This is a genomic window from Helicobacter sp. (assembly GCF_017502485.1).
Taxonomy (GTDB): domain Bacteria; phylum Campylobacterota; class Campylobacteria; order Campylobacterales; family Helicobacteraceae; genus Helicobacter_B.
On record NZ_JAFVUX010000047.1, the window covers coordinates 13841 to 27321 of the forward strand.

The 13481-nt window shown below is 42.8% G+C and carries 10 protein-coding genes; 5 read left to right on the top strand and 5 right to left on the bottom strand.

Going from position 1 to position 13481, the window contains the following annotated elements:
• The first annotated feature begins 3 nt into the window (after positions 1 to 3).
• From IKB69_RS09075 to IKB69_RS09095, 5 genes are all read left to right on the top strand, one after another.
• Complete coding sequence (locus IKB69_RS09075; protein ID WP_290948557.1) at positions 4 to 1365, top strand: outer membrane family protein; 1362 nt, start codon at positions 4 to 6, stop codon at positions 1363 to 1365.
• 71 nt (positions 1366 to 1436) lie between these two features.
• Positions 1437 to 2714, top strand: coding sequence for a TolC family protein (locus IKB69_RS09080; protein WP_290948559.1), 1278 nt, complete (start codon positions 1437 to 1439; stop codon positions 2712 to 2714).
• Positions 2711 to 3778 carry a sodium:proton antiporter gene (locus IKB69_RS09085; RefSeq protein WP_290948561.1) on the top strand — a complete coding sequence of 356 codons (1068 nt, stop codon included), beginning with the start codon at positions 2711 to 2713 and terminating at the stop codon, positions 3776 to 3778. Before IKB69_RS09080 ends, IKB69_RS09085 begins: the two co-directional genes overlap by 4 nt.
• Complete coding sequence (locus IKB69_RS09090; RefSeq protein WP_290948563.1) at positions 3778 to 6837, top strand: efflux RND transporter permease subunit; 3060 nt, start codon at positions 3778 to 3780, stop codon at positions 6835 to 6837. Before IKB69_RS09085 ends, IKB69_RS09090 begins: the two co-directional genes overlap by 1 nt.
• Positions 6838 to 6852: 15 nt before the next feature.
• Positions 6853 to 7143, top strand: coding sequence for a DUF3240 family protein (locus tag IKB69_RS09095; protein WP_290948565.1), 291 nt, complete (start codon positions 6853 to 6855; stop codon positions 7141 to 7143).
• 588 nt (positions 7144 to 7731) lie between these two features.
• Here IKB69_RS09095 and IKB69_RS09100 read toward each other — a convergent pair.
• From IKB69_RS09100 to IKB69_RS09120, 5 genes are all read right to left on the bottom strand, one after another.
• The gene (locus tag IKB69_RS09100; RefSeq protein WP_290948567.1) at positions 7732 to 9264 is read right to left on the bottom strand and encodes an ATP-binding cassette domain-containing protein; all 1533 of its coding nucleotides are present in this window, start codon (positions 9262 to 9264) and stop codon (positions 7732 to 7734) included.
• A complete protein-coding gene (gene nikC, locus IKB69_RS09105) occupies positions 9257 to 10096 on the bottom strand; it encodes a nickel ABC transporter permease subunit NikC (RefSeq protein ID WP_290948569.1) in 840 nt (279 codons plus the stop codon). Before nikC ends, IKB69_RS09100 begins: the two co-directional genes overlap by 8 nt.
• A gap of 8 nt (positions 10097 to 10104) precedes the next feature.
• Entirely contained in the window at positions 10105 to 11037 is a 933-nt protein-coding gene (locus IKB69_RS09110) for an ABC transporter permease subunit (RefSeq protein ID WP_290948571.1), read from the bottom strand.
• Complete coding sequence (locus IKB69_RS09115) at positions 11037 to 12593, bottom strand: ABC transporter substrate-binding protein (RefSeq protein WP_290948573.1); 1557 nt, start codon at positions 12591 to 12593, stop codon at positions 11037 to 11039. The genes IKB69_RS09110 and IKB69_RS09115 overlap by 1 nt, the downstream gene beginning before the upstream one ends.
• Positions 12594 to 12676: 83 nt before the next feature.
• Positions 12677 to 13481: glycosyltransferase family 2 protein (locus tag IKB69_RS09120; protein WP_290948575.1), on the bottom strand; the 805-nt coding region annotated here is incomplete at its 5' end.

Below are 13481 nucleotides of genomic sequence, written 5' to 3' on the forward strand. Positions count from 1 at the left end.
GCTATGCGTTTGCTATGGGTATGGACTATCACAAGTGGGGTTCTCCTAGCTAGCACACAAGAGCCCATAAACCTAGAATCCAGTGCGCATAAAGTTCTCGTCGCTGATCAATCGCTAGATATTGGACTAAGTAGCAAGAATGGCAGGACAAACACTTCTCTCTTGCGCATTAGAGACATTGACCTAGCATCTTTCACCACCGTAGCGCATTTAAGCTCGACACTCTTTAGCGCACCCTTTGCCACTGGGTACAGTGGGCTATGGGCAAAACTCTCACTAGAGAGCGATCGATTTTATGGATTCTACATAGGTGGGGTGTTTTCTGCCATTGGGAAGCTTGCAGACTTTGCCGCTAAACCTATCACGCGCAATGATATGCAAACAGACCCCAGAATCTACTCTTTGCTTATCAACAACGATGAAGCAAAGGACCTCTTCTACACAAGCGATGATGTGCATTTACCCGCACTTTTTATAGGCTATGAGCATAAGAATATGGGCTTTCGCATAGGGCGATACAATGGGCAATATGAGTGGATAGGAGACTACCTAGAGGGTGCAGAGATTTATGGAAACATAAAGGGTGTGCGCTTGGCACTTGGAGGCTTCTACCGACAAACTTACGCTAACCCAGCAGAAAACACACGCTATGGCTACATTAAAGAACTGTATGAAAAGTATCAAGGCTATACGATCAATAAACATTTCTACGCTGATGCAAATTACCAAAAAGAGCATTTTGGTGTGCGTGTGTATGCAAACTATTTAGCTAATTTGTATATCGCTAGCGGACTTGCAGCACACTATACCAAAGACTTTGGATTCTGGGATTTAGGGGTTAAAGCACACGAAACCTTTGTTAGCGCTGGGATACAAGACCCCAACCTTTGTACTGATCCAAAAATCGCAGAAGAAGTGGGACTTTCCTGCTATCAAAGGGGAAGCTTTGGCAAGCTTAATGGCGGAGTGGTGCATCTTGAAGCACTGCTTGGCTTAAGCTACTTCCATCTCTCACTTGGCGCAGTAGTCAATGACAAAAATCAAGCCACAAACCTGCTCCCCATCTATGCTGATAACAACCCTCTTGAATACAACACTTACATTTATGGAGAAGGTGGTCGCACAGGATATATTAAGCTTGATTATCGTGGGATTATGCTGGGTAAATCCTATGAGTTAGGGGGATTTATCGGGCTTGGCAGAACGATGTTCTTCGCCCCTGATGTACATTACTCCAACCAAGTAGTAGGCGAGGTAGAGCTAGATTGCCCTAAGATTAAGTGGCATTTAACGCTTGTGTATTTAGATGAAGTGCGTCACTCTAAGACTCTAGTAAGCAAACTATGGATAGGCTATAAATTTTAGGCGATTAACATAATCATTAAAAAATATCTGTAGAATCTAGCTTTTTTAGCTTTCTTAGGAGTTGATGCGGAATGTTTGCAAGTGGCATAAATGGCATAGGTATGATTGCTCTTGGCATAGCTCTATGCGGATTTTTGCACGCCCAGCCTATTAGCAAGCAGGCATTTTTTGAAGCTGTGGAGCAAAATAGCATCAATCTCGTGCGCGATAAAGCGCAGTTTCAAAGCTTGTTAGAAAACCAGCGTGCGACAAACTCGTGGGAATCGCCCTATACAGAGATAGATACCGACTTTGTCAAAAATGCTTTAGGTAAAAATGAGACCTCTGTAACCGCACTTGTGATGTTGCGCCCTAAACTCCCGTGGGTACAAACACTGCTACATAAAAGCCTACGCACGCAAGTTGAGCAGTATGATAAAACCTACAAGCTCCACAAAGAGCTGGCTTATATTTCAGCAAAGCGACTCTATCTCTCCTACACACTCACCAAAGAAAAATACAATGTCGCTATGCAAAGGGAGAGCAACTTCTACCACCAATTACAAATTGCTAAAGCAAAGCTTGATGCAGGTAGTATGTCTAAAAAGGACTATATTAGCTTTAATAACTCCTACCTTGATGCCAAACTTTTAAAAATGCAGACCCAAGCTCAGCTTTTAGAGCTTCAACGCGTGCTACACCAGATTCTAGGACTTATAGAAGCACACACCATCAATCAAGACAAAGTCGATGATGAGATTTTGGATAGTTTGCACGATGTAGTGGTTGATGATCTACACTTTACTTATACACATATCGAGCCAGAATCCGCCTATAAGCAGCTTGAGATTTCGCCATATTTGGATATTTTAGCCCTACAAGCAAGAAACTATCAAACCAACGCCAAGCTCGCAAACCGCGATCGATTTGAAGCCTTTGAGCTGGGTGGTGGGATTGCACATTCTGAGTCTAGCAATGGTGCACAGCTACGATTTTCTATCCCCCTTCCTGTTACACCTAAAAATACACATTTAAAGCGTAAATGGCTAGCCCTGCATAGTGGCAGTGTGCGTGAAAGCGAGATCACTAAAAACAACTTACTAGTAAGCGTAGATTCTTACCTTGACCAGCTAGAATCCAAAAAGAGCTTCATAGAACTCCAGCAAGAAAATATCCAAAACAAAAAAGACTTAGTAGAAATGGGCAAAATTGCTTATGAATCGCAGAAAATCAGCCTTTTTGAATACCTAGCCTACCAAAACTCCTATATGGATAGCATTATCACACTAGCAGATGCTAAGCTGGAGTATATAGACATACAATCACTGCTTGAAGAAACCTTAGGGAAGATGATAGGAGAACCACAATGACGCGATATATGCTAGGCTTACTCATCGTATTGAACACGCTTTATGGCTACAAAGAAGTGCGCCTAAATGCTGTCCAAGTACAAGGACTTGGGATAAAAAACATTCCCATAAAAAGCCCAAGTATCACACGTGGTGTGCCATTTAATGCTTTCATCGATTTTGACAACAAAGACTCCACGACACAAAGCTCCACCTTTGATGTAGTGGTAGTGGCAATTTATAGGCGAGAAGGTGAGCAAATACAGCAGGGCAACGAGATTTGTGAGATTAGCTCCAATGAGCTCAACAATCTCTTCTTCGAGTTAGAAAACACGCAAAACAAGTACCGCGTAGCGGAAGAAATCGCCAAAAAAGATAAGGACTTATTCCAAGCAGGTGTCATCTCCCAGAGAGAATACCAGCAAAGCTACCTAACTAGCAGGGAGCTATATTTGAAGCTAAGTCAGCTACGAAATACCTTCAAACTCTTTGGGATTGATCCAGATAAACCCAGAGGGAGCTTTGGCTTCCGTGTAGTAGCAAGTGCTAGCGGAATCCTATCTGTCGCGCCTAAAAATACCGGAGAGAAAATCCCAGCTTTTACCCCTTATGTAAGAATCTCTAAAAATAACAATCTCTTGGCGCGGATTAAAATCCCCTTATCAGTCTCTGACTATGTGCTACCGGGCTCTAGGGTGTATAGTGAAAAGGGACAGTATGTCGGTGATGTTAGCTCTGTCTCTGTGGTCGTGGATAAAAACAATAACTCCATAACCGCCATTGCTGATCTTAAAGAAGGCGTGTTTCGTGTGGGTGAAATCGCAGATGTATATATAGAGGGCAAACAACCTAAGGGCACTTATATCGTGCCATCAAATGCCGTAATCAAAAATGCTAAAGATAATCTAATCTTTGTCAAAACCCCTAATGGCTATCTTCCAAAAGTGGTGCAAATCATTGAAAAGCGCAGTAAATCTTTTGTCATTGATGGTAAGGGCTTTAAGGGCAACGAACAAATCGCATCTGGTGCGCTCATCGCTCTTAAGGGGCTGATTAACAACATCGGTGCTGGTGGGATGCAGTAATGCTAGCAAAAATTATTGAATGGTCTTTAATGCAACGCATCATTGTGATGATTTGTGCCTGTGCATTGCTACTTTTTGGTGGATATAGCTTTTTAAGCATTGCTATTGATGCTTTTCCCGATGTCTCATCAACGCAAGTGCGCGTGGCGGTCAAAGCCCCCGGTATGGCACCAGAAGAAGTGGAAAATAGAGTCGTGCGCCCTCTAGAGCTTGAACTCCAAGGCTTACCCGGGCAAAAGCTCCTGCGCTCCACTTCTAAATACGCCATAGCCGATATTGTGCTAGATTTTGATGATAATGTAGATATTTATCTAGCAAGACAAATGACAAATGAACGCTTGGCAAATGTGCTAGCAGATTTACCAAGTGGTGTTGATGTGCGCCTACAGCCTATTGTTACTCCACTTTCAGATATGTTTATGTTCACCATTGAAGGCAATATTTCTAATCTTGAAAAACGCCAACTTTTAGACTTCATTATCCGCCCAGAAATTAGAAAGATTAAAGGCGTGGCTGATGTCAGTTCGCTTGGAGGCTTTGCTAAAGCCTTTGTCGTAGTGCCAGACTTTAATGATATGGCACGACTTGGTGTTACCATCACCCAGCTAGAATCCGTGCTTGAAGCTAGCCTTAAAAATGATGGTGCAGGGCGTGTGGATAGAGATGGTGAGAATTTCCTAGTCAAAATCCAAAATGCGGCACTTAGCCCAGAGCAAATTGCCCAGTTAGCAATACAAACAAATGTAGGCTTTGTGAAAATAGGGGACTTTGCTGAAGTTAGCACAAGCTATATGACTAGACTAGGCTTCACCACTAAAAATGGTGTAGGCGAGACAACACAAGCAATCGTACTTTCGCTAAAAGGCGCAAACTCCAAAGAAACAATAGAAAAAATCTATGAAAAATTTGATGAACTAAAACCACTGCTTCCAGAGAATGTTAGACTAGAGGTATTTTATGATCGATCTGATCTTACGCGAAAAGCTGTTGATAATGTTACAAAGGTGCTTATTGAAGCTATTGTACTAATTGTGGTGCTACTCTTTTTGTTCTTAGGAGATTTGCGTGCAGCGATTGCTGTTAGCGTGATTCTACCTTGTGCGCTCTCTGTGGCATTTATCTGTATGAGTCTTAATGGTATGAGTGCTAATCTTATGAGTCTAGGGGGACTGGCTATTGCTATTGGGATTTTGGTGGATTCTGCTGTGGTGATGGTAGAAAATGCCTTTGAAAAACTAAGCTCCAATACCACAACAACAAAGCTGCACGCAATGTATCGCGCATGTAAAGAAATCTCTGTCTCTGTGGTTAGTGGAATTATCATTATCATCGTGTTTTTTGTGCCAATTCTTACGCTTGAAGGATTAGAAGGGAAGATGTTTGCTCCTTTGGCTAAAAGTATTGTATTCGCGCTTTTAGGATCTCTTGTGCTATCTATCACGGTGATCCCGGTTGTCGCCTCTCTTGTGCTAAAGACTAAGGAGCATAAAGAAACGCTTATCACACGCTTTTTTTATAGAATCTACACGCCCACTTTGAATTTTTGCCTAACACATAGAAAAATGGTGATAAGTTTTGCCTTTGCGTTTTTAGTCATCTCACTCTCGCTTTTTCCATTTGTTGGCAAGTCCTTTATGCCAACCCTTGATGAAGGCGATGTTGTACTAATGGTAGAGATGACCCCATCAGTCTCGCTTACACAATCGCGAGATTTGCTCCTGCGTATCCAAAAAACCATTAAAGAAAATGTCCCAGAAGTCAAAGAAATTGTCGCACGTACTGGGACTGATGAACTAGGACTTAGTCTTGATGGACTCAATCAAAGCGATATGTTTATCTCCTTTATCCCAAAAGATCAGTGGCAAGTAAAAAGCAAGCAAGAAGTACTTGAGAAAATTACACAATCATTGCAAAGATTCGTGGGGATTAGCTTTATTTTTACCCAGCCCATTGATATGCGGATTTCTGAGATGCTTACAGGGGTGCGGGGGGATTTAGCAATTAAAATCTTCGGTGATGATATTACTACACTTAATGAACTTAGCAAGCAAATTCGAGAGATTCTAGAGAGCGTGCGAGGTAGTAGCGAAGTCTTCACTACGCTTAATGAGGGGGTAAATTATCTCCATATAACTCCGGAAAAGCACATAATGAGCAATGTAGGCGTGAGTGTCGATGAATTTGCTAAATTTATGAAGTCTTCACTAGAAGGTATTGTTGTCTCCTATATCCCTATGGGTGTTGGGCGTGTGCCTGTGATTATCCGCCAAGATCCAGAAATTTCCACAGATATTACCAAGCTTGAAGCTTTAGAGATGTTTTCATCGCGTGGCTATGTCGTGCCAATTAGCTCCATTGCTGAAATCAAAGAAGTCGATGGACCTGTAACAATTGTACGCGAAAATAATCGTAGAATGAGTGTCGTGCGTAGCAATATAGAAAATCGCGATTTAGGTGGCTTTGTCGATGAAGTTAAAGGGAAAATTTCTGCACAAGTAAAACTCCCACCAAACTACTACATCACCTTTGGCGGGCAGTTTGAGAATCAGCAACGAGCAAACGCGCGCTTTGCAGTAGTGATCCCAATCAGCATTGTGGTGATATTTTTCATCTTGTATTTTACTTTTAAAAGCGTGCCTTTGGCACTGCTTATTTTACTAAATATCCCATTTGCCGTTACAGGTGGACTTATCTCACTCTTTTTATCTGGGGAGTATATCTCTGTGCCTGCAAGCATTGGCTTTATCACACTCTTTGGTATCGCCGTGCTTAATGGCGTGGTAATGATAGGGTATTTTAAAGAGCTCATCAAGCAAGGTAAAAGTGTCGATGAAGCTGTAGAAATGGGGGCAAAGAGACGATTACGCCCAATCCTTATGACTGCCTTTATCGCGGCATTTGGGCTTGTGCCTATGCTACTTTCAAGTGGTGTGGGAAGTGAAGTGCAAAGACCCCTTGCCATAGTCGTGCTAGGCGGACTTGTAACATCTAGTTCTCTAACACTGCTACTCTTACCTGCGATGTTTGGCATCATCGCTAAGCGCATACGAATCGTGTAATGAAAAGGGGGAGCTATGTGTAGCTGGCTACAAATTTATGCAGATAGTAAGCTCAAAGACCACATTGTCGATGCCCTGCTAGAGCACAGGCTTAATGACTTTTATTATAGCTCTTGCGATAAATACGCCTTGCGTGATTTGCTTATCAGTCAGAGAGAACAGGTAAGCGGACGCAAGCAGTATGGGCGATTTGATTTATATATAGACTATGATAGAGCAGTAGAGCTTGTGGAGTATTTTTATACCAAATATGGCAAAGATGATGTTGCTTGCTATATGCTAGGGAATATTCAGGAGTTTGAGTAGAGTTGAGCTCCCTACGAATCCTGTTTGCGCGATAAAGCAAGATTGCTAAAAGTGTGCCAAATCAGCCAAAATATGCATTAATCAATATCATACATCTGCGATTCATGGATATGTCCAAATATTGGACTTTTTACACTACTAGGGAAATAAAACACCAAACCAAAGTGCAAAATTTACATGCTACCCTTGCCCCCGCCCGATAAGCTCTCTCCTACATAACACAATCTCGCACCAGCTTCGTTGCTAATCTTTGCCAAAATCCTTGGCTACACCACTGCGCTTAATTTGCGTAATGATTGTGCCATTAGAAGATTGGCGTAGATTGATATAGCTATCTACGAATTTATATTTCAAATGCAAAGACCCTAGATCTTCATAGCTAAACCCCGCCTACAAACACTTCTTTAGCTTGCACTACAAGGGCATTGTATTCCTTATGTGGAGTGTTAGGTCTGCTCTTGTTTTAGTGGATTCTACGCTAATTCTTGACCGATCATAAGCTATTTTCGATGGGATTTTCTATGGGGCAAAAGTCCAGTGAAAATACCACACAGCGACAAAAATAAACGCCCAAACATACAGACTACATTACACTTGATTTGTGCAAGTAAAAGTAAATTCTAGTAGTCTGCCTTGCACGCTTCTAAAAGGTTCATCAGCTGCAACTATCTCGACAATATTCCCAGAATCTAAAAGCACAATACGATCACAAAATGCACGCGCTAAGGAGAGATTATGCGTGATACATAGCACGCTTAGATTCTGCTTTGCAATAGGGAGATTGTCTCTATATGCTTGCATAGTGGCAATATACTCTAAAATCATCGCTTCAGTTTTGTCATCAAGACACGATGTACTCTCATCGAGGATTAACAGCTCTGGCTCTAGCACAAGTGCGCTAGCAAGATTGACCCTAGCAGCCTGCCCACCAGAGAGCATAGCAGGGTAGCTATCAAGCAACAAAGATTCTAGCCCCAAAGCGTGTAATATAGGCATAATCCTGTCTTTTTGCTCGCTTTTATTCACTATGCCATATAAGGCAATAAGCCCTTGAGTGAGTGTATCCCAAAGTGTTTGGTTGGAATTTAGCGCACTTATGGGATCTTGAAAAAGTAGCTGTATATGGCGGTAGAAATGCCTGCGCGCTTGCAAGCTACGCTCATTAGAGTGCCAATGCGCGGGATAGGTGATTTGCCCACTAGATTCTAGCTCTAAACGCGCAATGAGTTTTGCTAGTGTGCTTTTACCGCTGCCACTTCTACCCACAATACCAAGCCTCTCCCCTGCATAAATAGTAAGCGAAATAGAATCTAATGTGAAGATGGACTGATGGGTGGATTGATAAGATTTAGTGATATTGCGCAATGTGATAAGCTGGGTAGGTTCTAGTACTTTTTGTCTATTGTTTAACGATACATAAGAAGAGTTTGTGTGAAAAGTTCCAAAATTGCTAGCAGTAATCTTCCCAGAATCTATGTAATAGATTTTATCAGCTATACGCATAAGCCTATGATCGTGTGTGATGAGCAAGATCCCCTTGCCAAGCTCCTTCGCCTCGTACTCTAAAATCTCTAATAGTCCTTTTATGGCGATAGCATCTAAATCACTTGTGGGCTCATCAGCAATGAGAAACTGCGCATCTGCAAGCAATGCAATGACAATCATCACTCTTTGTAGCTCCCCACCACTCATCTCAAAGGCATAGCGATGAAGCACACTAGAATCTAGCTCCAGCCTATGTAGCAAGCTAGAGATTTGTCTAGGATCATAAGGCTTTCCCCACGCTCGCAGACTTTCTACAATGTGGCTTTTGATTGTGTAGAGTGGATTGAAGTAAATGCGCGGATTTTGCAAAATACTTATGATAGTAGGACTTGTGGCACGCCTTTTGCGCAAAAGTGGCTCATAAGGAGAACCATCTAGTAAGACTTCCCCACTAATTGTAAGATTTGGCGAGAGTAAGCCCTGTAAAGCTAGGGCACAGAGTGTTTTCCCACTGCCACTTCTACCTATAAGCGCGGTGATTTGCCCACATTCTAGCGATATGTTAATATCTGTAAGCAGTGGTTTTGCGCCAAAGGACACAGAGATATTTGCAAGTGCTAGCCTAGATTTAGTCATAGCGCACATCTTCTAAATGCGTAGCAAAATACCCCCTCAAACTATCGCTTAGTATCGTAAAAACTGCCACGCTAATAAACAGCGCCCCACCCGGATAGAGAAGCAAATGCGGTGCGCTATAAAGATACTCTTTCATATCACTAAGCATAATGCCCCACTCTGCTAGTGGTGGCTGCACACCCAACCCTAGAAATGAAAGTCCGGCAATATGAAGCATAATATGCCCCATATCCATAGTAGCTAGCACAAGTATGTGAATGCACAAGCTTGGGAGAAAATTCCGCCTAAAGCTTTGCCAGAAGCTTTGCCCTTGCATATAAGAGATAGCTACATATTCTTTGGCACGCAGTGCAATGGTAAGCGAGCGAGCTATGCGCGCGTAAAATGCCCAGTGCGTGAGTGTTATAGCAATAATAACATTCACCAATCCAGCTCCTAGCACCCCCACAAAAAACAATGCCAAAACCATTGTAGGCACACTTAAAAACACATCGCATACACGCATAATAGCCCTATCCCACACCCCGCCTAATGCCCCAGCTACCCCTCCTACACAAATCCCTAACCCCATAACTAGCACGATAATACAAGCACTTGCCCCAAGCGAGATATATGCCCCATAAATAAGTCTTGTGAAAATATCTCTACCTAAATGATCACAGCCTAGCCAATGCTCCTTGCTTATGGGAGCTAGCTGCTTGGAGAGATCAATCGTCTCAGGTTTATAAGGGCTAAGTAGTGGCACAAGCAAGGCTAACGCTAGTAAAAGCACAAGAATGCATAAGGCGATCTTACCTTGTAGAGGAAAGTGCTTGTGGATTTGATTTTGCATAGTAGCTCTTATAGAGAGATTCTAGGGTCAAGGTAAGCACATAGCACATCACTAAGTAGATTTGCTAGTGTAAAAATCACACATAGCACAATGACAAAGCATTGTATAATGGGGAAGTCGTGATTAGCAATGGCATTAAGGCAATATAATCCAATCCCCGGAATAGCAAAGATGCTCTCTATAATCAATGCCCCCCCTAGTAACTCACCTATATGCATCCCCATCATTGCGATAATGGGAAGCAGGGCATTGGCAAAAATATGCTTCAAGGTAATAATAGGGCGTGGGATTTGGCGCACATTTGCATACGCTACATAACTAGAATCCATCGCTTCTAGCATACTTACGCGCAAAAGCCTTGCAGTGATACAAAGCGACATCAATGCAATACTAATGCTAGGAAGCACATAGCTAGCGACGCTAGAGTCCCACACTGCAGGTAGCCACCCTAGAGTAGTGGCAAAGAGCCACACTAGTAAAAACGAGAGCCAAAAATTAGGCATACACGCACCTACAAAGCACACCATACTTACTATAACATCTGGGAATTTGCCTTTATACAGCACGCCAAGCACACCAAATAGCGTAGCAAACACACCAATAAGCACCATCCCTAGCCCCACAAGCTTCAAAGTCGTAGGCAAAAGAGCAAAAAACTCGCCACTGACAGCCTGCCCACTCATAAATGAAGTGCCAAAATCAAGCATAATAGCCCTATATAGCCACACCACATACTGCCAAAGTAACGGCTCATCAAGCCCAAACTCCGCCTGCAAGCGTACAATCATCTCTGGTGTGTTTGGGAGATTGGATAGGGCAAGATACTGCACTATGGGATCGCCTCCACTTAGCCGAAGTAGTATAAAAATCCCCAATGACACCACTAGCAAGATAGGCACAAGATACAAAATCCGCTGGCAAATTTGCTGTAGTAGTGGCATTATTGATACCACTTAGCTATAGGAAGATCTGCGACAAGCACACCCATATTTTCTTCTATACCTTTAATGCCACTGCGTGCAATAGCGACATTGCGCTTATGGACTAGTGGAAGTAGAATATAGCTTTGCGCAAGTAAATCTAGCGCAGCGTTAAGGTTTTTATGGAGTTGTTGCTCATTGGTAGCGTGGATAGCATTGTTAATATGCATATAGATTACATCTTTTTGTAAAATGCTTTGCAAAAGTCCATACTCAATATGCCCTTGCTCCTGCATAGAGTAGAGATGACTTAATGGCTCATATGGTGCACCCCAAGTCTGCGTAAAAGCAAGGTCAAAAGCATTGGCGATAAGGCGGTTTGCATATGCACTAGGCTCGATACCTTTAATGGCAATACTTATGCCACAAGTTTTAGCCTGAGCTTGGATAATTTGCGCGAGCTTTTTTTGCGACGGATTGTTGCTTATGAAGATAAGCTCTAGGGGTGCGCTTTGTGTTATGGGGTGTGCTAGGTCGCATTGGTGTGCTGGAGGAGCGGGGAAGTGCAAGGCTTGTAGTAAAGAGGTGTTTTTCACATAAAAGCTTGTAGCAGGGCTTGCAAGATCTCCATAAACGCTAGAGACTAGCACGCTAGAATCTAGGGCTTGCATAAGGGCTTTGCGCGCAGAAGCTAATTCTAGGGCTTTGGTGCGCGGATTTAATGCTAGAGCAATGGTAAAAATAGGCGAGCTGGTATAGATTCTAAGCGAAGTGTCTCTACCTTGTGCTATGGCATTAAACATATCAAGCGAGATGAGATCTTGTCCATAAAGGACATCAATTTGCTTAGCTTTAAGCGCGGCAAGCTTGGCACTTGGGTCAAAGATGATCCTTGCTACTATGGTGTCAAAATATGGGACTTTACCACTCTGTCTATCTGTGTAATAAGGATTTTTGCGGAAAGTTACCGCGCTAGGACTGCTAGAGTCAAGCATATACGCTCCCGTGCCAATGGGCAAAGCCTTAGCTGGGTCTCTTTGTAACTCGCTTGGAGAGTGGAAGCGAAAAGGGCGCACAAATGCTAGCTCATTAAGTGTGAGAGCATAGGGGTATTTGAGTACTAGGGCAATTGTGTAAGAATCTAGTTCTTTTATAGAATCTATCGCGTGGATAAGCCCTACCCAGCTATGAGCTTGCTTGTTTTGCAAGATTGCAGTGAAGTTTAGTAAAACGGCGCGCGCATCAAAGGCTTCTCCATTAGAAAATCGTGTCCCCTTACGCAGTGAAAATGTATAAGTCTTGCCATCTGAGCTAATGCTCCACGAAGCAGCTAGGCTTGGGACAATATTGCCAAATTTATCAAGCTCAACTAAGCCTTCATAGATGAGACTTTGCGCGAGCATCGTATTTGCACCGTAGCTTTGTGGAGTAAATGTGCTTATAGGGGTTGATAGAGCTATGGCGATGGTGCGTGGAGTGGCATTGGCTACTTTTATGGTAAAAGCTCCCATAAATACCGATATTTGTAGTAAGAAAAATAGCCATACATTAGCGCATGTGATAAATTGTGCTTGCACGATAGATCCTGTGAGTAAAATAGCGTATTATATTATTATTTTTTAGATATGTGTAACACTATTGGTACAAGCTAGAATCTAGTCTAGCGCCTCACATCTTTAGGCAGTGTGCCAAGATGAGTGCGCAAAGTCTCAAGATAGAGCTGGTAGTTAGCATTGGCACGATCTTGTGGGCGTGTGGGGTGATGGATATGATAGCCTGCAGCACAAAACTTCAGCCTAGCACTTCGCCCCCCGACAAACAAAAACCTAGCCACAAACTCCCAATCTTCTGACCCATGTCCCGTGAAACTCTCATTAAACCCACCCACTTTCTCAAAGTCTGCTTTATAAAAGCTCATATTACAACTTCCAAGATTGGCTTTGGCGGTTTTTTTGAAGCGTCTCGCGCTTGCTTTGCTAAACATATACACAAACCACGCTAAAGGCACGCACCGATAAGCTTTCCAGCTTTTGTATTTAAAACTCTCTTTATATGCGCTTATATCACCATCAGCACGCTTGGCTAGAATCTCCTTAGTAGTCTTTTCACAAAGCATTGTGCGAGAGCCTCCTAGACATAATCCCCTTTTAGCAAAGCGCAAATGATCAGCGATAAAATGTGAGTCTAAAATCATATCGCCATCGATTAAGACAATGTAATCTTGCTTGGCAGCATAAACACCTTTATTGCGAATCGCACTTGCACGAAACCCCTTATCTTCTTGCCAAATATGATGCAGTGGGCAAGGGAAGTGCTTGGCATAAGATTCTATAAGGACTCTAGTCTCATCCGTGCTGCCATCATCAGCAATGATCACTTCTGCTGGGAGCGGAGAGAGATCGCGCACAGAGTCTAACACTAAAGCCAAGCGATCTGGGGAGTTGTAAGTAGTGATGACAAGAGAA

Bases quoted from the DNA above. Each gene is read 5' to 3' on its own strand.
- IKB69_RS09075 (WP_290948557.1), top strand. From the start codon at position 4: ATGCGTTTGCTATGGGTATGGACTATCACAAGTGGGGTTCTCCTAGCT.
- IKB69_RS09080 (WP_290948559.1), top strand. From the start codon at position 1,437: ATGTTTGCAAGTGGCATAAATGGCATAGGTATGATTGCTCTTGGCATA.
- IKB69_RS09085 (WP_290948561.1), top strand. From the start codon at position 2,711: ATGACGCGATATATGCTAGGCTTACTCATCGTATTGAACACGCTTTAT.
- IKB69_RS09090 (WP_290948563.1), top strand. From the start codon at position 3,778: ATGCTAGCAAAAATTATTGAATGGTCTTTAATGCAACGCATCATTGTG.
- IKB69_RS09095 (WP_290948565.1), top strand. From the start codon at position 6,853: ATGTGTAGCTGGCTACAAATTTATGCAGATAGTAAGCTCAAAGACCAC.
- IKB69_RS09100 (WP_290948567.1), bottom strand. From the start codon at position 9,264: ATGACTAAATCTAGGCTAGCACTTGCAAATATCTCTGTGTCCTTTGGC.
- nikC (WP_290948569.1), bottom strand. From the start codon at position 10,096: ATGCAAAATCAAATCCACAAGCACTTTCCTCTACAAGGTAAGATCGCC.
- IKB69_RS09110 (WP_290948571.1), bottom strand. From the start codon at position 11,037: ATGCCACTACTACAGCAAATTTGCCAGCGGATTTTGTATCTTGTGCCT.